Raw genomic sequence first — 21,888 nt, forward strand, 5'->3', positions numbered from 1 at the left:
CCGCGCGAGTGTCGTGTGCGGTCGGGGTGCCGTCAAGACGAGCTTTCGGCCAAATGCCCGTGCGCCGCTCGCCTCGCCGGATTGCCGATCCAGTGCGGACCCGCCGGTTTCGTCGGTGATCAGATGCGTGTTCCCCGCCCGAGCGGAACAGGACGACCGTGCCGTTCCTGCCGATGTTGACGATGGCGGCGTTCACCGCCGCCTGGCCCGGGCCGAAATCGAGTCTGAATGTGTGGCTCAAGGCACAGCCGGAAGGCCGGGCGACGAGGTGGCCCGGACTCGCGGGTAGTTCGCGGCGCCACCCTGCGCGCACGTTGCGCGAATGTGCCTACAGCCACTTCGCGCGCTTGAGTACGACGTACAGACCGACGCAGATCGCCACCGTGGCGCCGATCAACACGTAGTAGCCGTGATCGCTGGAAAGCTCGGGCATGTTGTGGAAGTTCATGCCGTACCAGCTCGCGATCAGCGTCGGTGCGGCGAGCAGACCGGCCCAGCCGGCAAGGCGCTTGACCACTTCGTTCTGGGCGACGCTGACCATCGCGAGGTTGACGTTCATCGCCGCGGTCAGCAACTCGCCCATCGTGTTGGTCGCATCGCTGATGCGCGTGGCGTGGTCGTAGACGTCGCGCAGGTACGGGCGCACCTCGTCGTCGACCTGGCGGCCGTGGAATCGCGAAAGCTGATTGAGGATGTCCTGCATCGGCGACACCGCCAGGCGCAGGGTGACGAGTTCGCGCTTGAGCAGATACAGGCGCTCGATCACTTCGCGCTTGAACGTGTCCTCGAAAATTTCCTTTTCGAGCTCGTGCAGTTCTTCCTTGAACGTCGACACGATCGGCATGAAGTTGTCGACGATGAAGTCGAGCACGGCGTACATCGCGTAACTCGGCCCCAGCGTCATGAGTTCCGGCGTTTGCTCGCAGGCCTTGCGCGGCGCGGCATAGGACAGCGAGGCGCCATGGCGGACCGTGAGCAGGAAGTTCCTGCCGAGGAAGATGTGCGTCTCGCCGAACTCGATCTTGCCGGTCACGACCTGCGCGGTGTGCAGGACGACGAACAGAACGTCGTCGTAGATCTCGATCTTCGGTCGCTGGTGCGCGCGGTGCGCGTCCTCGATCGCGAGGTCGTGCAGGCCGAACTCCTCCTGCAGCTTGCCGAGCAGCGCCTCGTCGGGTTCGTGCAGGCCGACCCAGATGAACTGGTCGGCGTACTGCAGTACGTTGCTGATATCGTCGAGCGCGACGTCGCGCAGTTTGCGCCCGTCCTTGCCGTAGGCGATGCAGTTGACCAGCATCGGCGTCGCCGCTGCGTCCGGCGGCGCGGTTGCGGGGGCGTTGGCTTGAGCGCCGGATTGGACTTGCATGTCCATCATTCTATCGCCATGGCCGTTGACCGGCGCATCATGCAGGAAGTGCGGTCACGGCAGCAATCGCGCGGCGCGCGTCTACGAATACCGGTGCGCAGCGATTTGTGCGAGGACCAAGGCCAGGGCGAGGTGGATGGGCAGCAGCAACGCGATCCAGAACCAGTTGTCCTGGACGAAGCCGGGCAGGATTTTCACGAACCAGGCGAGGATGGCGCAGAACGCGATTGCCCATGCAACACGTTGCGCAAAGCGTGAAGGTTGCCAGCGCCGGCGGAACGCGCCGAGCCATGCTGGCAGCAGAAGAAAGCACAGCGGGTTCAGCAGCAAGGTATTTTCGTTGCGCCAAGCGGAGACGTGTTCGGTGAAGGCCCACAGGCCGACAAGAATGAGGCCGCCGATGCCGCAGACGAGGGCGATCAGGCTCGCGCTCGCCGCGAACGCGATACGCGCCGCCGCGCGCTCGCGCGCGCGCGCGAGGCCAAGCAGGATCAGCGCTGCAAGCATGCCGGTCGCGAGCGCGCCCCAGGTCCAGCGCGGCGGGAATTCCTGCGGATCGGGCAAATGCCCTTTGTTGATCACGGTTTCGTTGGCGACGAGCGGAATCGTCTGGCCATTGGCGTCGCGCAGCGTGATCTCGCGCGCGTGGCGCATGAATTCCATCGGCACGAAGCTCTCGTCCCAGTACGACAGGCGCTGGTCGGCGTAGGGACCCAGACCGGCGTCGATGGCCAGCATCAGCGCCGTATCGGGACGCATCAGGCGATCGGCGTCCATGCGGTAGCTGAAACCGCGCGATGGCGAGATGAGTTGCGCCTTGATCGCGCCGCCGAGTGCGCCGTCGATGGCATCGCGCACCTTGGTCGAGCAGTTCGAGCGGAAGTAGTCGTAACGGTACTGCGCGTTCTCCGGGCGTGCGTTGACTTCGAGGTATTCGGCCAGCCTGGCGCGCTGGATCGGCGAGAGGTTCAGTTGCTGGCGCACGATCCAGCGACCTTCGTCGACATAGATCGGGTATTCATCGGCCGGGTCGCCGACCGCGATGCGATACATCATGCGGCCGCGCGCGAAGTTGACGAAAAAATTCTCCTGCGCGAAATCGAACATGCCGTAGTTGTACAGGCGTGCAACGCCGGTGCTGCCGTCGCGTATCTCGATCGCGTTGTGGCCGAAGCGCTCCCATACTTCCTTGCCGGGGCCGAAGGATACCAGGGCGACGGTGAGATTGGCGCCAGGCTGCGCTGCATCGGCTGCGCTGATTTGTGCGTGCGCCGCCGGGATCAGCAGGCAGCAGCAACACAACGCTGCGAGAACGCGTTGCCAAGCGCGGGGCAGTGCGCCGGCGTGATCAGACATCGGCGGGTCGCACCGCGAACTGCAGTACGCGGCGATCGTCGGCGCGGGTGACGTGGAAATGGAAGCCGCCGAGGTCGACTTCCTCGCCGGTTTCGGGCAGGTGGCCGAACTCGCTCGTGACCATGCCGCCGATCGTGTCGAATTCGTCGTCGGAGAACTGGCTGCCGAGGCGTTCGTTGAAATCCGCGATCGGGGTCAACGCATTGACCAGGTAACGGCCATCGGGCTGGGCCTGGATCAGTTTCTTGCGTGCCGGGTCCTCCTCGTCGTGCTCGTCGTCGATCTCGCCGACGATTTCCTCGAGCACGTCTTCGATCGTGATCAGGCCGGCGACGCCGCCGTATTCGTCCATCACGATCGCCATGTGGTTGCGCGAGAGGCGGAACTCCTTGAGCAGGATGTCGAGCCGCTTCGACTCGGGAATCATCGCCACCGGGCGCAGCAACGCGCGGATGTTGCTCGGAACCTCGCTGCCGGCGAAGCTGCGGAGCAGGTCCTTGGCGAGCAGGATGCCGACGATCTCATCGGCGTCTTCGCCGTGCACGGGAAAGCGCGAATGACCCGAGTCGACCACGCGGCGCAGGATCTCGTCGAAAGGCGCATCGACCGGCAGGACGACCATTTGTGCGCGCGGAACCATCACGTCGCCGACCTGCTGATCGGCCACTTCGATGGCGCCTTCGACCATCGACAGAGTGTCATTGGAAAGCAGGCCGTTCGCCTGCGCGTGGCGCAGCTCCTCGAGCAATTCTTCGATGTTGCGCGGTTCGCCAGATACCAACTGGCTGATCCGGTCCAACCAGGATCGCGGCGGGGCCGAATTCGGAGGATCGTCGTTCATCTACGTCGAGGCAAAGCCCATCCGGGCGGCCGTGCAGTATACCGGGGAATCGCTTGCGGAACAATAAAGTCTTGTGATTCAGTCAGTTATATGGATCGGCAATATCGAATCCGGCCAGTATGCGGCACTCCAGCGCCTCCATCTTGCGGGCGTCCCTGTCTTTCTCGTGGTCGTAGCCGAGCAGGTGGAGCATGCCGTGGATGGTCAGGTGCGCGTAGTGGTCGCGCACCGCCTTGCCTTGCTCGGCAGCCTCGCGCGCGACGACCGGCGGGCACAGGATAAGCTCGCCGAGCAGCCTGGACTTCTCGTGTGGCGCGGACTCGTACGCAAAGCTCAGCACATTGGTCGCGTAGTCCTTGCCGCGATAGCGCAGGTTGCATTCGCGCGCGGCTTCGATGTCGAGCAGGGCGATGTTGACCTCGATCCGACCGCGGCACCGGCCGGCGAGGGCGGCATGCGCCCAGGTCTCGAATGAACGCGACGTCGGCACGCCGCGCCGTCCGAAGTCGTTGCGCACGAACACGCAAAGATCGAGGCGCGTGCTCACGCGTCCACCTTCGTCGATGGCTCGTGAGCGCCTGATTCGCGTGATTCGTACGCGCGCACGATGCGCTGCACGAGTGGATGGCGCACCACGTCGCGGGCCTCGAAGAAGGTCATGCTGATGCCTTCGACCTTGGCCAAAACCTCGATCGCGTCGCGCAGGCCGCTCTTCACCTGCTTGGGCAGGTCGATCTGGGTCAGGTCGCCGGTGACGACCGCGACCGAGCCGAAGCCGATGCGGGTCAGAAACATCTTCATCTGTTCGACCGTCGTATTCTGCGCCTCGTCGAGAATCACGAACGAGTCGTTCAAGGTGCGTCCACGCATGTAGGCCAGTGGCGCGATTTCGATCACGTTGCGCTCGATCAGCTTGGTCACCCGATCGACGCCGAGCATCTCGAACAACGCGTCGTACAGCGGGCGCAGGTACGGATCGACCTTCTGTGTCAGGTCGCCCGGCAGGAAGCCGAGCTTCTCGCCGGCCTCGACCGCGGGGCGCACGAGCACGAGGCGCTGCACGCGCGAGTCGTTGAGCGCATCGACCGCCATCGCCACGGCCAGATACGTCTTGCCGGTGCCGGCCGGGCCAATGCCGAAGTTGATGTCGTGGCGGGTGATGGCGTGCAGGTATTTCAGCTGGTTCGCGCCGCGTCCGCGCACGCTGCCGCGCTTGACCTTGATCGCGACTTCCTGCGCCTCGAAGCCCTTGTCGGCGAGCGCCTCGATGCCGGACTCGGACAGGCGCAACGACACTTGCGCCCCGTCCAGCGTGTCGCTCGCGGTCGCTTCGAACAGATCGCGCAGCACGCGCTCCGCGAGTTCGACTTTCGCCGCCTCGCCGCTGACGCGGAACACGTTGCCGCGGTGGGCGATCTCGACGCCGCAGCGCAGTTCGATCTGGCGCAGGTGCGCATCGAAGGGGCCAGCAAGATTGGCCATGCGTTCGCCGTTGTTCGGTGCGAGCGCGAAATCGCGATGGATGGGTTTCGTCATAGGTGCGCGAGCGTAGCGCGCGGGGCCCGGGTTGGCCAGTGGCGGCAGCGACGCTTGCCGTTGCATACTCGTTGCCACTCCATCGACGACGGAAGCCGCGCCATGCAGTATCTGTACTTGATCGTTGCGCTTGTGCTCGCGGCCTGCTCCGCGACGCCGGCACGCAATGCCGGTTCGGCCGCTGCGCCTGGAGCAAAGCCGACGGCCGCCGCCATGACGAATTCCGCGCTGCTGGATCGCTACCACTGGGTGCTGGCCGAGGCGACCAACCGCAATGGCGCGCGTATCGACGCCCTGTTCGCGCGGCCGGAGATGCCGCTGCAACTCGACTTTGCCGCCGGTCGCATAGCCGTCGTGAATGCCTGCAACCGCATCGGCGGTGCGTATTCAGCGGATGCGGGGCACCTGCAGGTCGTGCATCTCGCGTCGACGATGATGGCCTGCGCCGATCCGAAGCTCGCCGAGCTGGATGGCGCGATCGCGAGACGGCTCGAAGGCAAGCCCGCGCTTGCGCTGTCGTCCGCCATCGACGCACCGCTCCTCGTACTGACTATCGGCAATGGCGATCGCCTCGCGTTCGTCGGCCAGCCCACTGCCGAGACGCGCTACGGCGACACGGGCGAGCGCATGTTCCTCGAAGTCGCCGCGCAAACCGTGCCCTGCAACCACCCGCTGATCCACGACAAACAATGCCTGCGCGTGCGCGAAGTCCACTACGACGGCAACGGCCTCAAGATCGGTACGCCCGGCGAGTGGCAGGTGCTGTATCAGGACATCGAGGGCTACACGCACGAACCGGGCGTGCGCAACGTGCTGCGGTTGAAGAAGTTCAAGATCCCCAATCCGCCGGCTGATGCTCCGGCGGTAGCCTATGTGCTCGATATGGTCGTCGAGTCGGAGATCGTCAAACCGTAGTCACGCCGCTGCTTTCGCGGCGATGCGTCCGCGCAGCGAGTTGCTCATCGCCTCGGTGATCTGCACGTCGACGAACTGGCCGACCAAGTTCGCGGGTGCCGGGAAGTTCACGTAACGCATGTTCTCGGTGCGCCCGGTCATTTCCTGCGGATTCTTCCTGCTCGGGCCTTCGACGAGCACGCTCTGCACGCTGCCGACCATCGCCAGCGAAATCGCCTTGGCATTCGCGTTGATCGCGGCCTGCAGACGCTCGAGGCGTGCGTGCTTGACCGCGTCGCTCGTGTCGTCCGCCAGGTTCGCGGCCGGCGTGCCGGGGCGCCGGGAGAAGATGAAGGAGAAGCTCTGGTCGAAGCCGACGTCGGCGATCAGTTTCATCGTCTGCTCGAACTCGGCGTCGGTTTCGCCGGGGAAGCCGACGATGAAGTCGCTCGACACGGAAATGTCCGAACGCACGCGGCGCAGCTTGCGGATCTTCTGCTTGAACTCGAGCGCGGTATAGCCGCGCTTCATCGCGCCGAGCACGCGGTCGGAACCGGACTGCACGGGCAGATGCAGGTAGTTCGCGAGTTTCGGCACGTTCGCATAGGCCTCGATCAGCGAGTCGGAAAATTCCAGCGGATGCGAGGTGGTGAAGCGGATGCGGCCGATGCCGTCGAGTTCGGCGATCGCGTGGATCAACAAGGACAAATCCGCCGCACCGCCGTCATGCGTGGCGCCACAATAGGCGTTGACGTTCTGGCCGAGCAGATTCACTTCGCGCACGCCCTGGTCGGCGAGCTGCGCCACCTCGGCGATCACGTCGTCGAACGGGCGGCTGATTTCTTCGCCGCGCGTGTACGGCACTACGCAGTACGAACAATACTTCGAGCAGCCTTCCATGATCGAGACGAATGCGGCCACGCCTTCCTTGCGCGGTGCGGGCAGATGATCGAACTTCTCGATCTCGGGGAAAGAGATGTCGACCTGCGCCTTCTTCGTCTCCTTGCGCGCCTGGATCATCTGCGGCAAACGATGCAGCGTCTGCGGTCCGAACACGAGATCGACGAACGGCGCGCGCTTGACGATCGCGTCGCCTTCCTGGCTCGCGACACAGCCACCGACACCGATGACGAGGTTCGGCTTGTTCGCCTTGAGCTCGCGCCAGCGTCCGAGTTGCGAAAATACCTTCTCCTGCGCCTTCTCGCGGATCGAGCAGGTGTTGACCAGGATGACGTCGGCCTCGGCCTCGTTCTGCGTCAGTTCGAGCCCGTGCGAGGCGGCGAGCACGTCGGCCATCCTGGCCGAGTCGTACTCGTTCATCTGGCAGCCGTGGGTCTTGATGAAAAGTTTGCCGGGCATGGAGTGCGAAACTCGTGAAGACAGGGAATTTTTCGTGAAGCGCGCATTCTAAGGCGGGATGAGGCTGCCTGCCATGTGCCGGCGGCACGGTCGGCTCGCCTTCTTGCTGCATGATGCTTGGCAAAACCCCTTGTCTGTCAGAAACTTGACGCCTGAAACTTGAGGCATCCATGATTCCTGCGTTACACCATTCGGGGCTTTGGGTCACGCTGGCCTTGGTGCTTGCCGCATTGGCGCCGTTCGCGCGCGCCGGGGCGGTGTATCGCTGCTCGGGCGCACGCGGCGAGATCGCGATTACCAACAAGCCCGAGGGCTATGCCGCCTGCACCAAGCTCGCCAACAGCGAATATGCCGAACCGGCTGCGAAGGCACGCAAGCCGACGCTCAAGTCCGGTGTGGCGACACTGTCGACGGTTTCCAACGCCGACAGGCACGGGCCGGATTCGCCCAAGCCCGATGCGGCCAAGCCCGCCCCCGCTGCGCCCGAACCGGTCGCCGCGAAGCCGTCAGGTGACGGGCCGCGCATCGAATACCGATCGGCACCGGCTTTCCCGTTCGCCGATGTCGTCAGCGAAACGCGCCTCAACGGCGAGGTGCCGGCCAGGACCCCGGCGAACGCGACCGAGCGCCCGGACCGGCACATCGAGGTGCGGCGCGGCGCGGTGTACAAGATCGAGCGTGCGAACGGCATTGTCGAATACACCAACGTCAAGCCCGGCGGCGGCACTTACACGATGATGTTCACCTACATCGCGACCTGCTATGCCTGCGACGTGAAATCGGCGGTCAACTTCGCCACTCTCGCACTCAACACCGATGCGTACAGGGACGAGGTCGCCACGGCGGCGTCCGAATTCGGCGTCGATCAGGCGTTGCTGCGCGCGGTGATCCACGCCGAGTCGGCGTTCAACCCGAACGCGATTTCGGTCAAGGGCGCGCAGGGATTGATGCAATTGATGCCGGCGACAGCGAGCGACATGGGCGTGGCCAGCCCGTTCGATCCGGCGCAGAACATTCGCGGCGGCGCGCGCTACCTTTCGACACTGCTCAAGTTGTTCAACGGTGACGAGCGCCTCGCTGCCGCAGCGTACAACTCCGGCCCGCAGAACGTGCAGAAATACAGCGGCGTGCCGCCGTTCGACGAAACCCGGGTCTATGTCGAGCGCGTCGCGACCCTGCGCAAGCGCTACGGGCAGGCGCGCTGACCAAGCGGATCAGTTTCCCGCCTGCGGGCCGGCGTCCTGTCCGATCTGGGCAGGGGGCTGGGGGCGTTCGGCGAGTTCCACGTTGAATTGCAACTGCTTGCCGCCGCGCAGGACAGTCACGCCGACCTTGGTTCCCGGCGCGAGGTGGGTTTCGCGGTTGCGCAGCGCCAGCGCGTTCGGCACCCATTGATCGTCGATGCGGGTTATCACATCTCCCGTCGTGAGTCCCACCTTGGCCGCGGGGCTGTCGGCGGCAACCTCGGTAACGAAGGCGCCGCCGGTCACCACGGGCATCGGGTCGCCGGACTGGCTGGGCGCATCGCGGCAGGTCACGCCGATCCAGGCGCGGATCACGCGGCCGTAGCGGATGATCTGGTCGAGTACTTTCTTCGCGCGCTCGACCGGAATGGCGAAGCTGATGCCGACATTGCCGCCGTTCGCCGAAGGCAGGGTGTCGGAGTTGATCCCGACCAGCTCACCGTAGGCATTGACCAGCGCGCCTCCCGAATTGCCCGAATTGATCGCTGCGTCGGTCTGGATGAAATCCTCGCCCGTCTCCGGGTGGATGATGCGGCCGACCGCGCTCACTATGCCCATTGTCACGGTCTTGTCCAGCCCGAACGGATTGCCGATCGCGAGCACGATGTCGCCGACCACTGCCGGTCGCTTCGCGATCGGGATCGTAGCTACGTTCCAGACGTCGAGTTTGAGCACCGCGAGGTCGGTTTCCTTGTCGCTGCCGATGACTTTGGCAGGCATGCTGCGGCCGTCAGGCATGCCCACGCTGATGTTGGTGGCGCGCTCGACGACATGATGGTTGGTGAGGACGTAGCCGTCCGAGTTGACGATCACGCCGGATCCAAGGTTCTGCGTGGGCACGTTGGTCACCACTTTCGCCGGGACTACGGGCGGCAGATTGGGGTTGTCGGTCCTTACCAGCACTTGCCTCGTTTGCTGCTCGATCTTGTTGACGAAAATGCTCACGACCGCTGGGCTGGCGGCCTCAACGGCGCTCGAATACGAAGCGGTGATCGAGCCGGCGTCCGGCTGAACGGCGCTCGTTGCGCTGGCCGGGCCAAAGGCTACGCCCGGTCCCGGCGATCGCACTACCGGCTTGGTTGCCGGTGGTCTTGCGGATTCGCCTTGCGCGGCGGCGGGAGGCGGTGTCCCCGCTGACGTGCCGCGCAAGCGCTCGGTCCAGCGTGGCGCGACCAACGAGACGACGAAAGCGAGGGCAAGTCCCAGGGTGACATACTGCGCGACGAACTGGATCAGGCGGGCGAGATTTTTCATTCGGGATCGAAAGCAGGGGCAGACGTTTTGTTTTCGTTGTCTGCGAGGCTGGGCTTTGGTTAAACTAACACGATTTTTGGGGGAGCCCGCGCGGGCTGCTCAGCGGATTTTCAGACTCGGCGCACGGATGCGCCGACGCATCAGGCACGCAAGTGCTTGATGCGGCAAACGTGGCGCGGCTTTGCCGCGACCGTTTGTTTGCAAACCGTGGCAGGATGCCCGGTTTTGCAAACTTCTCAATATCTCGGAGTGCCGGATGGCAAATGAGGGTGTGAATCAGGGACGCCGCAGATTCCTGACCGGGACGACCGCGGTCGTCGGCGGTATCGGGGCTGCGTTCGCGGCGACTCCCTTTATCAAGTCGTGGCAACCGAGCGAGCGCGCGAAGAACGCCGGTGCGCCGGTGCTGCATGACATCAGCAAGATCGAGCCCGGGCAGAAGATTTCCGTGCTCTGGCGCGGCTCGCCAGTGTGGATCGTCAACCGCACCAAGGCGATGCTCGACACGTTGCCGGGCCTGAAGGACCGCTTGCGCGATCCGGACTCGCTCGCCAGCGACCAGCCGAAGTACGCGCAGAACATCGACCGTTCGATCAAGCCCGAGTGGCTGGTGATGATCGGCATCTGCACGCATCTGGGCTGTTCGCCCGAGTACGTGCCCGACATCAAGCCGGAACCATTCGATCCGGACTGGAAGGGTGGCTTCTTCTGCCCCTGCCACAAGTCGCGCTACGACATTTCCGGCCGCGTGTTCCAGGGCGTGCCCGCGCCGCTGAACATGGTCGTGCCGCCGTACAAGTTCGTCGACGACACCCACATCATGATCGGCGTGAATCCGGAGGACAAAGCCTAATGGCCAACGTATTCACGAGCATCGGCAACTGGGTCAACGAGCGTGCGCCGGGCATGATGCCGGTGTACCGCAAGCACATGACCGAGTACTACGCGCCGAAGAACTTCAATTTCTGGTACTACTTCGGCGTCCTCGCCATGGTGGTGCTGGTCAACCAGATCCTGACCGGCATCTTCCTGACGATGTTCTACAAGCCGGGTGCGGCAACCGCGTTCGACTCCGTCGAATACATCATGCGCGACGTCGACTGGGGCTGGCTGATCCGCTACATGCACTCGACCGGCGCGTCGATGTTCTTCATCGTCATCTACCTGCACATGTTCCGCGGCCTGATGTACGGCTCGTACAAGAAGCCGCGCGAACTGGTCTGGTTGCTCGGCATGTTCATCTTCCTCGCGCTGATGGCCGAGGCGTTCATGGGCTACGTGCTGCCGTGGGGCAACATGTCGTTCTGGGGCGCGAAGGTGATCATCTCGCTGTTCGGCGCGGTGCCGCTGATCGGGGACACGCTCGTGCAGTGGATCATGGGCGACTACAACCCGGCCGACGCGACGCTGAACCGCTTCTTCGCGCTGCACGTGATCGCGCTGCCGCTGGTGCTGCTGCTGCTCGTCGTGCTGCACATCTTCGCGCTGCATGAGGTCGGCTCGAACAACCCGGACGGCGTCGAGATCAAGAAGAAGAAGGATCCGGCCACGGGCAAGCCGCTCGACGGCATCCCGTTCCATCCGTACTACACGGTGCACGACATCGTCGGCATCGGGTTCTTCCTGACAATTTGCGCGTTCATCATTTTCTACCAACCCACGGTCGGTGGCTGGTTCCTCGAGAACGACAACTTCATTCCGGCCAATCCGCTGGTCACCCCGCCGGAAATCAAGCCGGTGTGGTACTTCACGCCGTTCTACGGAATCCTGCGCGTGATCCCGAGCAAGGGCCTGGGTATCTTCGCGATGTTCGCCTCGATCGTGCTGCTGTTCCTGCTGCCGTGGGTTGACCGCGGAGCGGTCAAGTCGATCCGCTATCGCGGGCTCGGCTACAAGCTGGCGCTCGGCCTGTTCGCGGCGACGTTCCTGCTGCTCGGCTCGATCGGCGCGGGCATCACCGGCGAGATGATCCCGAAGCTGTTCGGCGCGAGCGCGGACGTGACCAGCATCGAGATGCACTTCGGCTGGCTGCTCGTCCTCATGTATTTTGGCTATTTCATCTTCCTCTGGATCTATACCGCGTTCGGGTACGAAAAAACGAAACCCGTTCCCGACCGCGTGACTTTCGGGGGCCACTGATGTCCATGTCCATGCCATCATCCATGACGACGAGAATCAAAAAGCGGCCATCCCTGGCAGCACTTCTCAATGAAAATCTTCCGGCCATGATGCGTAAAACCGCGCTTGTTTTTGCCGTGTTCGCGTTCGCCGCGCCTGTGTTCGCCGAAGAAGGTGGCGGCCTCGAGGTCGCCAACACGAAAGTCGGCAACATCGCCTCGCTGCAGCGCGGCGCGCGCCTGTACTTCAACTACTGCTCGGGTTGCCACTCGATCAAGTACCAGAGTTATTCGCGTCTGGCGGAAGATCTCAAGCTCTCGCCGGACGAGGTGCTCAGCAACTTCGCTTTCACCGGTGCGAAGATCGGCGACCAGGTCGTATCGAACATGCCATCCAAGCCAGCCGTCGGCGATAGCCCTGCCGAAGGCGCCGAAGTGTGGTTCGGCAAGGCACCGCCCGACCTTTCGCTGGAAGCGCGCGCGAAAGGCCCGGACTGGATCTACACCTACCTCAAGTCCTTCTACCTCGATCCGTCGCGCCCGGTGGGCTGGAACAACACCGTGTTCCCCGGCGCTTCGATGCCGAACGTGCTCTGGGAATTGCAGGGCACCCAGGTTGCGCACTACGCGCCGGCCAAGCCGGGCGAGGAGCCTGCGGTCGAGAAACTCGAACTGGCGAGCAAGGGCAAGCTGTCGGCGGAGGAATTCGACTCGGCCGCACGCGACATCACCGCGTTCCTGCAGTATGTCGGCGAGCCTGCGGCATTGAAGCGCGAGGCGGTGGGTGTGTGGGCAATCCTGTACCTCGCGTTCTTTACCTTCCTGGCGTGGCTGCTCAACAAGGAGTACTGGAAGGACGTGGGTTGATCTTTGCGATCGTCCTTGATCGCGAAAGTCGAGAAGCGCCCATCCTTGGCCGTACTCCTCAATGGAGGCAGTCAGGTCGGGATGGCGGCAGATCTGGCATGAAACCGGCGCTGTGGCGCCGGTTTTCGTTTGTTCCGGGCATCCCTGCACTTCGCCGCGACGCGGCCGGCTGCGCCGTTCACGCCGCTCCTGCGGCGCAGTGCGGGCTAGGCGACGCCGTCGCGTAGGTGTAAATTGTTGCAAAAGCATGGCGGCAAGCCAGCGTGGCCGCCGATATCGGCTCCCAGGGGGCGTTGGGAAAATAGGGAAGTCGCAGCATGGTCTTGAATCCGCGATCGCGTACCGTTCTGACGCTGTATTCCTCGCGCGACGACGTGCAGTGTCATCGCGTCCGCCTGGTGCTGGCGGCGAAGGGGGTGGCCCACGACTTCGTCGCGGTCAATCTGGCGTCGCCCCCTGAGGATCTCGTCGATCTCAATCCGTATCACAGCGTACCGACCTTGGTCGACCGCGACCTCGTGCTCTACGAAACGAGCGTGATCTGCGAGTACCTCGACGAGCGCTACCCGCATCCGCCGCTGATGCCGATCGATCCGCTGTCGCGCGCGCGCCTGCGTCTGGCGACGGTGCGCATGGAGCGCGACTGGTATCCGTTCGTCGAGCAGATCGCGGCCGGCGGTCGCCCCGCCGACACCGCGCGCAAACGCCTGCGCGAGACGCTGCTGGCGAGCCTGCCGTTGTTCAAGGCGGCGAAGTTCTTCCTCAATCCGGAGATGAGCCTGGCCGATTGCGCACTGGCGCCGTTGATCTGGCGCCTGCCCAGTCTCGGCATCGAACTGCCGCGTGAGGCACGCGTGATCGACGATTACGGCGAGCGCATCTTCCGCAACCCGGGTTTCAGCCGCAGCCTTACAGAAGAAGAGAAGGCGCTGCGCGCGTGAGCGCGCGCGACCACACCATGACCGCCGCCAAGATGACCTCCAACCGCCCGTACCTGCTGCGCGCCATGTACGAGTGGATCGCCGACAACGGCATGACCCCCTACATTCTCGTCGATGCCAACGCCCCCGGCGTCCGCGTGCCGAGGAGCGCGATCAAGGACGGTCGCGTCGTGCTCAACGTCGCCGCGCGCGCCGTCGCCCAGCTCGAACTCGGCGCCGATCACGTGCGCTTCATGGCGCGCTTCGCCGGCGTCTCCCAAGCCGTCGAGGCGCCAATCAACGCGGTGCTCGCGATCTACGCGCAGGAAAATGGACAGGGCATGATGTTCCCGGCCGAGAATCAGACCGCAACCGAGCAACCGCCCGCGCAAACGGATGCATCTGCTGCTACCGTCGCGCCGGCCGACCCGGCGCCGAAGAAAGGCCCGCACCTGCGCGTGGTGAAGTAGGCGGCGTTCAGTTTGCCCGGCGCGGCAATTCGATCACGTTCGAGTCGCGCACGACCGGTCGCGCATCCGCGACCGGCAGGCTCCACGCGAGCAGGCGTCCGTCGAGCATCGTCAGTCCGCCGCGATGGCGGTCGTGGCCATCGAGGCTGACTTCGAAACGATAGCTGCGACGCAGGCGCAGGTGGCCATCGGCATTGCGCGCAAAGCCGACGCCGGCCAGCGATACGCTCTGGTCGAGCAACTGCACGCCCGCCCGGGCGCAGAGGTCGTGGCCGCGCGCGCGCGCGAGGTCGCGCGCCTTGAGCGCGTTCTGCCACAGCGCCAGCGCGCTGAGCAGGAGGATTACTGCGAGCATCGGACCGATCATCCGGCTAGTGTATCGGTTGCCCGGACCGATCGGTACGGCCTGCGGACGTGCGCGTCTTGCACCGCGGCCTGCACTGGGCAATAATGCGCGCCCCGCGCGGCCCGCGCCGGGCCTCGAATCGCCTCAGCGGCGACGCGAAGGGCGGTTAGCTCAGCGGTAGAGCATTGCCTTCACACGGCAAGGGTCGCAGGTTCGATCCCTGCACCGCCCACCAATAAGATCAAAGGGTTACGAGAAATCGTAGCCCTTTTTTCTTTGCGCTCGAAAAGCCCGTGGTCCACATGTGGTCCAGTGTTCTTGCGACGGGATGAAGCCGGTTGTGCCGTGGTCTTGCGGAGCCTTCACGGTGGCTCCCAACGACGCGCGACGGTTCAACAGTGTAGGGGTAAGGCCGCGAGCGCAACTCTATGCGGCGACGGCAACACCAGCCGCCTCACGGATGCCTAGCAGATAGTCGCCTGCCTGCTGTGCCTTGGTGGCGGCCACGAAGATGGCTCGGGAGTCATGCTCTAGCAACGCCACCCATTGGCCGATGTACTCCGCGTGCTGCAGCCGACCGTCCACCCGGCAGTCGGCGCAGAGGAAGGCCGAACCCAGTTCTGCGACAAGCTCTTCGGCCGCATAGGCGCGATCACCGAAACGCTTGCCGAACTCTCGGTTGCACCGGCCAACGTGGCCCGTCCAGTGAACCAGTTCATGCAGTGCCGTGGCGTAGTACGCGCCCGCATCCTCGAACGCCTTTGGCTGCGGCAACTGGATCGAGTCGGTCGCCGGACGATAGTAGGCCCGGTTTCCCCCGTGCCGGATCATTGCACCTGACCGGCGCAGCAGGCTTTCCGCTCGTTCATTTGCATCGTCGGGTACGTGGCTGTTGTCCTGTGCGTCCAGCCGCAAGCCGTCGATCTGGGCGACGTTGAACACAGTGTAGACGCGGATGATCGGAGCGCGCGCCCCGCTGCCATCCGCGCACTCCGTATCCTGAGCTTCTGCGCCCGGCTCACGCCGCTGGTAGAAGATGACGGGAACGCCTCTCTCGCCGCGCCTGACGTGCGCCCCGAGCGATGCCGCTTGCCGATAGGTCAGCCAGCGATTCGACGAATAGCCCGCTTCTTCCGCGAGCAGGTGCAGCATGAAGGCATTGATGCCTCGATAGGGGCGGTTCGTGGTCATGTTGCACGGAATTGGATCGACAACGGTGCGCCAAGGGCGGACCCAAGGGGCAACGCCCGAAGACAGCTTGTCCAGAATGGTCTGCGTAATGCGCTGGTAGATGGTGCTCATTTCGGGACTCCAAGAAACGAAAAAGCCCGCATGCGCGGGCTCAGTGGATGAGGTCTGGCAAAGGGCCGATCAGTGCCGGATGTGCAGCAGTCCGGGGTAGTACGTACCGCCTCGCGCGTAGCCGAAGACTCGGCGGGCAAGGCTCGTGGACAAGCTGGCGAGTAGCCCGGCGATGGTGGCCGCCATGACTCCCGTGAACGTTCCCCAATGAAGGAACAACGTCGCTGAGGCCACTGACAGGTCCAGCAGCAGCGGCCTGCCCAGCAAGCGAAGCTGCCAGTGACGAGACAACTTGAAGAAGATCAGCAGGACGCTGAGGAAGACGAAGATGCCCGATGCGATCACGGTGGTTTCCTTCTGCATGCGCGGGAGTGCGCACGCGCAGCGGGCATCTGGCGCGTAGCGCCGGGGAACATTGGATGTGGCGTCTGGCTGCTACGTTCTCAGACTAAGAACACCGAGCCTTGCGGGATGGTGGGTGCTGTCAAGGGCGGTCGAAGACCGGCAGAGCGAACCCTTGACAGCCTGTGTCCTGCCAAACGATGAAGTCTGGTCGAAGCTGACGGAGGAAGGCTTCGACCATGGAGACCCGCACTTTGACGTTGCGTCCTCGGACGACGCTCGGGTGGGGCCCCTTCGGGCCGACAGGAAACCGAAACCGAAGTAGCCCCCGGCATTTCCCTAGACGGGGGTGGGGGTACCTCGCGGTTACGGAAATCCGCCTCTCAGACTTCGCGGTCGCGCAGGTGATTGCAGGTCCGCTTGATGAGGTCTAGAACGAAGGTTCGGTCGGCCTCATCAAGATCGGCAAGCCACGCGCTGAGTGTGGAGGCTTGATCGTCAGGTTGTGCCGAGCTTTCGGCGAGCAGTTCTCCGACGCCGATCCGGAGGGACTTGCTGATCTTGTCCAAGGTCAGCAGGGATGGAAGCGTCGCACCGCGCTCGAAGCGGGAGATGGTCTCGGTGTCCACCCCCACCCGTTCGGCAAGGTCGGATTGGGTCCACTCTCTCGCCTTGCGCAGGGCGGCGATGTTCGCCCCAAGGCGGCGCGCCATCGATGTTCCTGATTGTCTTGACCCAACCATATCTGTCGCCCCTCAAATCGACAGAAATGGTTGTCTCGACAGGCATTTCGGGACAGAATCCTATCTGTTGCTATCCAACAGATAGGGTTGATGTCTCGCTGATTTGACGCGGCCGAACCGTAGTGAAGGCAGGCCCGCCTAGTTAGCCGCCGCCGACCTCTACTGAACAGTATTCGCGCAGAACATTCCTCAGGAGTACATCGCAAATGGCATGGGGCTTTCTACGAGACCTTATCGGAGGTAGGCACGCTGACCAGTGGGCCTATAAGGCAGCGGCGGAAGAAATCGAAGCCGGGCACATTCGAGACGGTCTGATGCTCAAGGCGGCTGCGCAGGCTGCGGGTGATTCTGCTAGGGCAAAGGCGGTCTATCTCAAGTTTCTGGCGGAGCAGATTGCTGAAGATGCTGCCAAGGGGAAATTCAAGCAGCAAACAGTTGGCATGGTGGAGCAAGCCAAGATTCTTGCCGCCAAGGTCTACGATGACGGTAAGAAAGCAAGCCTTCCTGCCATAAGCACTGGGAAAAAATGGAGCGACGCATTTACACGCAATCTGGGCATCGGCATTGTTCTTTCGCTGGCGGTCGGATGGAGCTTGGCTTACTTTGGGGACGCCGATGGAAGGTCCGGGCTGCTGAGTTTCGTGGGGGCCAACCTATTCTCCGGCTACACGTGGGGAATTGTTCTCGGCCTCGCGATTCCGATTGCACTCGTGATCGTGCCGATACTTGCCATTCTCATGTGTTTCGATTTCATGAGGCGCGAAAGCGGATTCGCGTGGCTGATCCTCCTCATCCCCATCGGCTTGGCAACCTTCGGACTCTGGAAGAATCAGCAGGCATTGGTTGCCTACCAGACCAGTGCATACGATAGGACACTGCGGGCCTATGAGCAGCAGATTCCCCAACTCAATCCGGACTCTCCGCAGTTCAACAAGGCACTGACCGATCAGGTAGCCGTTCGGATGCAAGCTTATCGGCGAGCGGGAAAATCGTCGGCAGCGTCTCTTGAGCTGGCAATATCGGATATCGTCCATGCCGGAAATGACGACGGCAGGACGCGGTGATATCAGTGGACGCAAAGAACCATCTTTCCGAACGCCAAGCACAGTTCGTGGACGAGTACGCGATCAGCCGGAACGGCGCAGGGGCGGCGGTTCGTGCTGGCTACTCCAAGCGCTCTGCAAAGGTGACGGCGGCAAGGCTGCTAACCAATGCTAACGTTCGGGCCGCATTGATGGTGCGCGAGGCCGAGAACGCTCGGGCACTGAATGTCACTCGTGAACGGGTGCTTGCCGAGGTACAGAACGCCATTGCACTTGCCGCCGAGAAAGCCGATGCCATGGCAATGATCGCTGGCTGGCGCGAAGTGGCGAAGATGTGTGGCTTCTATGCGCCGCAGCCGCATCGCGTCACGCTGTCCGCCAAAGGCGCGGCCTACTTGGAGAAGTTGCACGCCATGAGCGATGAGGAATTGGCCGCCTTCGATGGCGGCCATGCCTAATAGCAGATGGATCGGCCGATAACAGTCTGATTCAAAAAATGAATTGCAGGCTTCATCGTTCGATGGGTATCGAGCGCAAGTGATTGAATTGGAAAGTCTGTTCGTCCGATAGGCGTGTAGCGCAAAGATATCGAGCCACCGAGCTATCGGCCTACGGCTTGGCGTTGGGCGGACTGCCGGCGAGCGGAACGAGGTGGCGCGCTCGTCCTTGCTTCCGCAGACTCCCCGCCGCGATCAGGTGCTTGACCGCCTCCCGCACTTTGAGCTTCCCGGCCGAGAGACGGCCGTTCTCGCCACCGAACGTATTCTCGATCCCGTTGGCCGAATAGGTGTGACCCGCCTGCGTCTCGTCGCGGATCAATTGAAGCAGTCGATCTTCAAGTGTCACGGGCACACCGGCAGCACGGAGGCTCGTCAGATAGCCGTTCGGCTTGCGGATCAGGATTTCCGGATCAATGGGCGGGCCATAGTTGCTCTTGGTCAGTTCCGCATTGAGATAGCGCTTGCTCACGTCCAGTCCTTGCAGCGTCTTCTTCGGCACCGCAGAGAGGTTCAACTGCCAGCGCACGCCATCGGTCATGGCGCTGGAACCGCGCGTGGCAGCCTGACCCCGCACACCCGTCGTTTCATTCATGCTGGCCTTGTTGGCATGGTGGCAGACCAAAACGGTCGCGCCCGTCTCTTGACGCAAACGCTCCAACTGCTCGATGAAGCGAGTCACGTCATCCGCCGAGTTCTCATTGCCTCCACGAAAGCGAGAAGCAGGATCAATGACGATCAACTTGAGGTCATCGATGCCGGCAACTGTCAGCAGAAGACGATCGACAAAGTCAGTCGCTTCCACGTCTCCGTGACGCGAAGCGCGCGTCATCAGGTTGTTCGCGGCGGTCAAAGGCTTGATGAGCAACCCATGGCGCAAGTCAGATGTCATTGCCGGATAGTCCGGGCTCAGTTCAGCGATAATGCGATCCAGACGACGATGCACCTCGTCAATCTCGTCCTCGGCCAAGAGCAGCAACGCCTTTCCGCGCTCGATGCCCGGCCACACGCCACAGAGCGGAATGCCGGTCGCCACGGTCACGCCGAGTTGCAGCACGAACTGGCTCTTTCCGGTACCACCCGGAGCGACGATCATGCCGACGATCCCCGTGGGCAACATGTCCTGCAATAGCCAGCGCCGAGCAGGCGGGCTCGTGCGCAACAGCAGGCTGATATCAGCTTCTGCAATGTCGAACAGCGGCGTCAGCGGTTGCTTGTGACGTTCAGGATGATTGCGCGAATCGGTCCTTGCAATGCTCTCCACCGTGTTGCGCACCTTATCCGCGTCGAGCGGCGGGTTCTGACGCACATTCCAGTCATGAGCGATTTGCACCACTTCGTCCACGTCGAGTCCCCGAGCGAGATACCGTCCGGCAAACGCCGTCAGCGCGCGGGTACGTTCGCCATCCGAATAGGTGCGCAGCAGCGGATTACCTTCCGCCCCCGTGATACGAGGCGGATGGCCGCTCGCATGCGGCTGCGGCCGAACGTTCGATGCGACCAAGTGCAGACCAGCCTTCAACGCTGCGGTCGAGTAGCGTTGCCCCGGATCGGCGAGCTTGATGGGCAACATGTCAGCCTCCAGTCCCAAGGTGCATGCGCGTCATGAAAGGCATGCTGTCTTTCTTTTGATGGAAGAAGCCGGGAAGCCGCATGACACGCGGCAGGTCGCTGACCGCCGGATCGCCCGCAAAGCGTTTCGCCAATGAACGCTGCAATACGGGAAACTCTTCAAGCAACGCTCCGGCCTCCGCAAGCCAATAGGCATGCCACTTCCCCGCACTGCTCTCCACGACAATGTGCGGTGGCAGTTCGGCCGTGAACAACGGATCGATGCCGGGCGTGTCGAGGTCAACGAAATGGGCACGCACACGCTGCACGTTCTCGGCACGCCTCCCCCGCTGATCCCCCGCGTTCACCATGAAGAAGATGCCTGCTCCCGCCTGATTGGCAGCAACAAGCTGATCTGCCAACGTATCAACAGAGCCGTGCAGAAACTTGGGCGCTGCGTTGCTGCCGGTGCGTTCGGGGATGACTTGAAAGGTGAAGCTGGCAGGATCGGAATCGAGCAAGGCGAGGAACTGGCGCGCGTGGTCAAGATCGGGATTCAAGTCAGAGACCGTCATGCCGTCCTCCGATCTGCCATGCGTGCTCATCATCGGGCACGTAAACCATCGCCAGAGCGGAAGCGACCAGCATCCCGCTCACATCGACCAAGCCGCTAGTGACGATCCAGCCTCCCGGAGTGCGGATGCGATAGACCCGAACGGTGGGACCGATGGGGATTTCGACGACGTATTCCACAACCGATCCCAAGGGGTGGTGCATGCCCTTAGCCATGGCCCACCTCCTGGCGGACGGACAGGTCGCAACGGTTCTGCGCCAGCCACGCGTCAAGATCGTCTTTCAGGTAGACGATCTTCCGGCCAAGGCGGACGAAGGGCGGATGCGGCTTCGAGGGGCGCTTCATGCCTCCTTCCCACGTTGTTGGCTCGCGCAACAGGTCGTGCAGTCGAAGCAATACCGCTTGCAAGCAGAGCGGGGATGCCTCGCCAGAGGCTTTGTGCAAATAGTCGCGATCAGTTTCAGGAAACAGCGTCTCGACTGTGAGGGGCAATGCGCAGTGCGCTCGAAGTGCCTGTTCATGGCGCTTCATCGAGACCGTCAGCTTTTCAACGAGCCCGCGAACATCATTGACAGCTTCATGCTGCTCGCTTGCCGATACCTTTGGCATCGCCTCCCATGAGCCACGCGCCGACAGACAAGCTTCCAAGACTTCTTGCCCGACGTTCCGACCACATTCATGCGCTATCGCCTCCAAGCGATCACATAGCGCCGGGCTGTCGATGATGCGTGCCAGAACGGTGCGATCCCAGTATGGCGGCCAGAACTCAGGGCTGCCGTTGTATGCATTGATCCATGTAGGAGGGGGCTGCGAGCGAGTCATCTTGCCTTCCTATGCTGCCCGTACCAGCTTAGCTACGGCATTAGCCTTGTGCTCCGGCGCGAGATGCGCGTAGCGAAGCGTCATCTTCAAGTCGGCATGGCCGAGCAGTTCCCGAACGGTGTTGAGGTCTACGCCCGACATGACGAGCCGCGACGCGAAGTGATGCCGAAGATCATGCCAGCGGAAATCCTTCAACTTCGCTGCGGCGGATACGGTCCGCCATGAGGAGTCGATATTGGTCATGGGCTTGCCGTCCTTGCCCGGAAAGATGAGTTCATCCGGCCCACCCGGATGCTGTCGCATCCAGCGCGTGACCGCCTCGAATGCTTCGGTATTCAGAGGGACATGCCGAGCCTTCCCGCTCTTCGCGGCGGCTGCACGGACCTTGACTTGCTGCTTCTCCGTGTCGATATCGGCCCTACGCAGCTTGAACATTTCTCCCCG

Annotated in this window: 25 protein-coding genes, 1 tRNA gene and 1 pseudogene; 10 read left to right on the forward strand and 17 right to left on the reverse strand. The window is 63.0% G+C overall.

All coding sequences use genetic code 11. The features are described from left to right. Nucleotides 1–328: 328 nt before the first annotated feature. The 6 genes and pseudogenes from corA to AC16HO_RS04995 all read right to left on the reverse strand — a co-directional run. Complete coding sequence (corA, locus tag AC16HO_RS04970; protein ID WP_395642159.1) at nucleotides 329–1,297, reverse strand: magnesium/cobalt transporter CorA; 969 nt, start codon at nucleotides 1,295–1,297, stop codon at nucleotides 329–331. Between the two features lie 150 nt (nucleotides 1,298–1,447). Then, on the reverse strand, nucleotides 1,448–2,722 hold the full coding sequence (locus tag AC16HO_RS04975) for a lipoprotein N-acyltransferase Lnb domain-containing protein (protein ID WP_395641881.1): 1,275 nt from the start codon (nucleotides 2,720–2,722) through the stop codon (nucleotides 1,448–1,450). After that, the gene (locus AC16HO_RS04980; protein ID WP_395641882.1) at nucleotides 2,715–3,563 is read right to left on the reverse strand and encodes a CorC family transporter; all 849 of its coding nucleotides are present in this window, start codon (nucleotides 3,561–3,563) and stop codon (nucleotides 2,715–2,717) included. Before AC16HO_RS04980 ends, AC16HO_RS04975 begins: the two co-directional genes overlap by 8 nt. A gap of 82 nt (nucleotides 3,564–3,645) precedes the next feature. Next, nucleotides 3,646–4,110, reverse strand: coding sequence for an rRNA maturation RNase YbeY (gene ybeY, locus AC16HO_RS04985; RefSeq protein WP_395641883.1), 465 nt, complete (start codon nucleotides 4,108–4,110; stop codon nucleotides 3,646–3,648). Further along, nucleotides 4,107–4,961 (reverse strand): PhoH family protein, encoded by an 855-nt coding sequence (locus tag AC16HO_RS04990; protein ID WP_395642160.1) that lies wholly within the window; start codon nucleotides 4,959–4,961, stop codon nucleotides 4,107–4,109. The genes ybeY and AC16HO_RS04990 overlap by 4 nt, the downstream gene beginning before the upstream one ends. After that, nucleotides 4,943–5,099 (reverse strand): annotated as a pseudogene (locus AC16HO_RS04995) (PhoH family protein); the annotation flags it as partial. The pseudogene AC16HO_RS04995 and the gene AC16HO_RS04990, both read right to left, overlap by 19 nt. A gap of 102 nt (nucleotides 5,100–5,201) precedes the next feature. Between AC16HO_RS04995 and AC16HO_RS05000 the strand changes: the two are divergent. Continuing rightward, nucleotides 5,202–6,014, forward strand: coding sequence for a DUF4377 domain-containing protein (locus AC16HO_RS05000; protein ID WP_395641884.1), 813 nt, complete (start codon nucleotides 5,202–5,204; stop codon nucleotides 6,012–6,014). On the opposite strand, the gene miaB is transcribed toward AC16HO_RS05000, so the two are convergent. Beyond that, nucleotides 6,015–7,352, reverse strand: coding sequence for a tRNA (N6-isopentenyl adenosine(37)-C2)-methylthiotransferase MiaB (gene miaB / locus AC16HO_RS05005; RefSeq protein WP_395641885.1), 1,338 nt, complete (start codon nucleotides 7,350–7,352; stop codon nucleotides 6,015–6,017). Nucleotides 7,353–7,522: 170 nt separating this feature from the next. On the opposite strand from miaB, the gene AC16HO_RS05010 reads away from it, so the two are divergent. Continuing rightward, a complete protein-coding gene (locus tag AC16HO_RS05010) occupies nucleotides 7,523–8,557 on the forward strand; it encodes a lytic transglycosylase domain-containing protein (RefSeq protein ID WP_395641886.1) in 1,035 nt (344 codons plus the stop codon). A gap of 9 nt (nucleotides 8,558–8,566) precedes the next feature. Here AC16HO_RS05010 and AC16HO_RS05015 read toward each other — a convergent pair whose 3' ends face one another. Continuing rightward, complete coding sequence (locus AC16HO_RS05015; protein WP_395641887.1) at nucleotides 8,567–9,850, reverse strand: trypsin-like peptidase domain-containing protein; 1,284 nt, start codon at nucleotides 9,848–9,850, stop codon at nucleotides 8,567–8,569. Between the two features lie 256 nt (nucleotides 9,851–10,106). On the opposite strand from AC16HO_RS05015, the gene petA reads away from it, so the two are divergent. From petA to AC16HO_RS05040, 5 genes are all read left to right on the forward strand, one after another. Next, a complete protein-coding gene (gene petA, locus AC16HO_RS05020; protein ID WP_395641888.1) occupies nucleotides 10,107–10,703 on the forward strand; it encodes a ubiquinol-cytochrome c reductase iron-sulfur subunit in 597 nt (198 codons plus the stop codon). Continuing rightward, entirely contained in the window at nucleotides 10,703–11,989 is a 1,287-nt protein-coding gene (locus AC16HO_RS05025; protein WP_395641889.1) for a cytochrome b, read from the forward strand. The genes petA and AC16HO_RS05025 overlap by 1 nt, the downstream gene beginning before the upstream one ends. Nucleotides 11,990–12,075: 86 nt before the next feature. Then, the gene (locus tag AC16HO_RS05030; protein ID WP_395641890.1) at nucleotides 12,076–12,834 is read left to right on the forward strand and encodes a cytochrome c1; all 759 of its coding nucleotides are present in this window, start codon (nucleotides 12,076–12,078) and stop codon (nucleotides 12,832–12,834) included. Between the two features lie 317 nt (nucleotides 12,835–13,151). Further along, nucleotides 13,152–13,775: a glutathione S-transferase N-terminal domain-containing protein gene (locus tag AC16HO_RS05035; protein ID WP_395641891.1), complete on the forward strand. Its 624-nt coding sequence runs from the start codon at nucleotides 13,152–13,154 to the stop codon at nucleotides 13,773–13,775. A gap of 17 nt (nucleotides 13,776–13,792) precedes the next feature. Next, nucleotides 13,793–14,224 (forward strand): ClpXP protease specificity-enhancing factor, encoded by a 432-nt coding sequence (locus tag AC16HO_RS05040; RefSeq protein ID WP_395642161.1) that lies wholly within the window; start codon nucleotides 13,793–13,795, stop codon nucleotides 14,222–14,224. Nucleotides 14,225–14,231: 7 nt separating this feature from the next. Here the strand turns inward: AC16HO_RS05040 and AC16HO_RS05045 are convergent, their stop codons facing one another. Then, the gene (locus AC16HO_RS05045; RefSeq protein WP_395641892.1) at nucleotides 14,232–14,579 is read right to left on the reverse strand and encodes a DUF3301 domain-containing protein; all 348 of its coding nucleotides are present in this window, start codon (nucleotides 14,577–14,579) and stop codon (nucleotides 14,232–14,234) included. A 151-nt stretch (nucleotides 14,580–14,730) separates the two neighbouring features. On the opposite strand from AC16HO_RS05045, the gene AC16HO_RS05050 reads away from it, so the two are divergent. Next, a tRNA-Val gene (locus AC16HO_RS05050) sits at nucleotides 14,731–14,805 on the forward strand. 191 nt (nucleotides 14,806–14,996) lie between these two features. Here the strand turns inward: AC16HO_RS05050 and AC16HO_RS05055 are convergent. The 3 genes from AC16HO_RS05055 to AC16HO_RS05065 form a co-directional block, all read right to left on the reverse strand. Further along, the gene (locus tag AC16HO_RS05055; RefSeq protein ID WP_484335310.1) at nucleotides 14,997–15,872 is read right to left on the reverse strand and encodes an ArdC family protein; all 876 of its coding nucleotides are present in this window, start codon (nucleotides 15,870–15,872) and stop codon (nucleotides 14,997–14,999) included. 69 nt (nucleotides 15,873–15,941) lie between these two features. After that, nucleotides 15,942–16,235, reverse strand: a complete 294-nt coding sequence (locus AC16HO_RS05060; protein WP_484335311.1) for a hypothetical protein — start codon at nucleotides 16,233–16,235, stop codon at nucleotides 15,942–15,944. A 362-nt stretch (nucleotides 16,236–16,597) separates the two neighbouring features. Continuing rightward, nucleotides 16,598–16,927 (reverse strand): helix-turn-helix transcriptional regulator, encoded by a 330-nt coding sequence (locus AC16HO_RS05065; RefSeq protein WP_484335312.1) that lies wholly within the window; start codon nucleotides 16,925–16,927, stop codon nucleotides 16,598–16,600. A 236-nt stretch (nucleotides 16,928–17,163) separates the two neighbouring features. Between AC16HO_RS05065 and AC16HO_RS05070 the strand changes: the two genes are divergently transcribed. Further along, nucleotides 17,164–18,021 (forward strand): hypothetical protein, encoded by an 858-nt coding sequence (locus AC16HO_RS05070; RefSeq protein ID WP_484335313.1) that lies wholly within the window; start codon nucleotides 17,164–17,166, stop codon nucleotides 18,019–18,021. Between the two features lie 5 nt (nucleotides 18,022–18,026). Beyond that, a complete protein-coding gene (locus AC16HO_RS05075; RefSeq protein WP_484335314.1) occupies nucleotides 18,027–18,458 on the forward strand; it encodes a terminase small subunit in 432 nt (143 codons plus the stop codon). A gap of 151 nt (nucleotides 18,459–18,609) precedes the next feature. On the opposite strand, the gene AC16HO_RS05080 is transcribed toward AC16HO_RS05075, so the two are convergent. From AC16HO_RS05080 to AC16HO_RS05100, 5 genes are all read right to left on the reverse strand, one after another. After that, a complete protein-coding gene (locus tag AC16HO_RS05080) occupies nucleotides 18,610–20,070 on the reverse strand; it encodes an AAA family ATPase (protein ID WP_484335315.1) in 1,461 nt (486 codons plus the stop codon). Nucleotide 20,071: 1 nt separating this feature from the next. Next, nucleotides 20,072–20,623, reverse strand: coding sequence for a DNA-primase RepB domain-containing protein (locus AC16HO_RS05085; protein WP_484335316.1), 552 nt, complete (start codon nucleotides 20,621–20,623; stop codon nucleotides 20,072–20,074). Next, nucleotides 20,610–20,837: a hypothetical protein gene (locus AC16HO_RS05090; protein WP_484335317.1), complete on the reverse strand. Its 228-nt coding sequence runs from the start codon at nucleotides 20,835–20,837 to the stop codon at nucleotides 20,610–20,612. The genes AC16HO_RS05085 and AC16HO_RS05090 overlap by 14 nt, the downstream gene beginning before the upstream one ends. Next, on the reverse strand, nucleotides 20,830–21,444 hold the full coding sequence (locus AC16HO_RS05095; RefSeq protein ID WP_484335318.1) for a hypothetical protein: 615 nt from the start codon (nucleotides 21,442–21,444) through the stop codon (nucleotides 20,830–20,832). Before AC16HO_RS05095 ends, AC16HO_RS05090 begins: the two co-directional genes overlap by 8 nt. A 9-nt stretch (nucleotides 21,445–21,453) precedes the next feature. Next, nucleotides 21,454–21,888: tyrosine-type recombinase/integrase (locus AC16HO_RS05100; protein WP_484335319.1), on the reverse strand; the 435-nt coding region annotated here is incomplete at its 5' end.

This window comes from Rudaea sp. (assembly GCF_057139185.1).

Coding starts and splice junctions, on each gene's coding strand:
- AC16HO_RS05010 (WP_395641886.1), top strand. CDS start 7,523: ATGATTCCTGCGTTACACCATTCGGGGCTTTGGGTCACGCTGGCCTTG.
- AC16HO_RS05025 (WP_395641889.1), top strand. CDS start 10,703: ATGGCCAACGTATTCACGAGCATCGGCAACTGGGTCAACGAGCGTGCG.
- corA (WP_395642159.1), bottom strand. CDS start 1,297: ATGCTGGTCAACTGCATCGCCTACGGCAAGGACGGGCGCAAACTGCGC.
- miaB (WP_395641885.1), bottom strand. CDS start 7,352: ATGCCCGGCAAACTTTTCATCAAGACCCACGGCTGCCAGATGAACGAG.
- AC16HO_RS05090 (WP_484335317.1), bottom strand. CDS start 20,837: ATGGCTAAGGGCATGCACCACCCCTTGGGATCGGTTGTGGAATACGTC.
- AC16HO_RS05065 (WP_484335312.1), bottom strand. CDS start 16,927: ATGGCGCGCCGCCTTGGGGCGAACATCGCCGCCCTGCGCAAGGCGAGA.
- AC16HO_RS04975 (WP_395641881.1), bottom strand. CDS start 2,722: ATGTCTGATCACGCCGGCGCACTGCCCCGCGCTTGGCAACGCGTTCTC.
- AC16HO_RS05040 (WP_395642161.1), top strand. CDS start 13,793: ATGACCGCCGCCAAGATGACCTCCAACCGCCCGTACCTGCTGCGCGCC.
- AC16HO_RS05095 (WP_484335318.1), bottom strand. CDS start 21,444: ATGACTCGCTCGCAGCCCCCTCCTACATGGATCAATGCATACAACGGC.
- AC16HO_RS05030 (WP_395641890.1), top strand. CDS start 12,076: ATGATGCGTAAAACCGCGCTTGTTTTTGCCGTGTTCGCGTTCGCCGCG.
- AC16HO_RS05085 (WP_484335316.1), bottom strand. CDS start 20,623: ATGACGGTCTCTGACTTGAATCCCGATCTTGACCACGCGCGCCAGTTC.
- AC16HO_RS05055 (WP_484335310.1), bottom strand. CDS start 15,872: ATGAGCACCATCTACCAGCGCATTACGCAGACCATTCTGGACAAGCTG.
- AC16HO_RS05045 (WP_395641892.1), bottom strand. CDS start 14,579: ATGCTCGCAGTAATCCTCCTGCTCAGCGCGCTGGCGCTGTGGCAGAAC.
- petA (WP_395641888.1), top strand. CDS start 10,107: ATGGCAAATGAGGGTGTGAATCAGGGACGCCGCAGATTCCTGACCGGG.
- AC16HO_RS05000 (WP_395641884.1), top strand. CDS start 5,202: ATGCAGTATCTGTACTTGATCGTTGCGCTTGTGCTCGCGGCCTGCTCC.
- AC16HO_RS05035 (WP_395641891.1), top strand. CDS start 13,152: ATGGTCTTGAATCCGCGATCGCGTACCGTTCTGACGCTGTATTCCTCG.
- AC16HO_RS05015 (WP_395641887.1), bottom strand. CDS start 9,850: ATGAAAAATCTCGCCCGCCTGATCCAGTTCGTCGCGCAGTATGTCACC.
- AC16HO_RS04980 (WP_395641882.1), bottom strand. CDS start 3,563: ATGAACGACGATCCTCCGAATTCGGCCCCGCCGCGATCCTGGTTGGAC.
- AC16HO_RS05070 (WP_484335313.1), top strand. CDS start 17,164: ATGGCATGGGGCTTTCTACGAGACCTTATCGGAGGTAGGCACGCTGAC.
- AC16HO_RS05080 (WP_484335315.1), bottom strand. CDS start 20,070: ATGTTGCCCATCAAGCTCGCCGATCCGGGGCAACGCTACTCGACCGCA.
- AC16HO_RS05060 (WP_484335311.1), bottom strand. CDS start 16,235: ATGCAGAAGGAAACCACCGTGATCGCATCGGGCATCTTCGTCTTCCTC.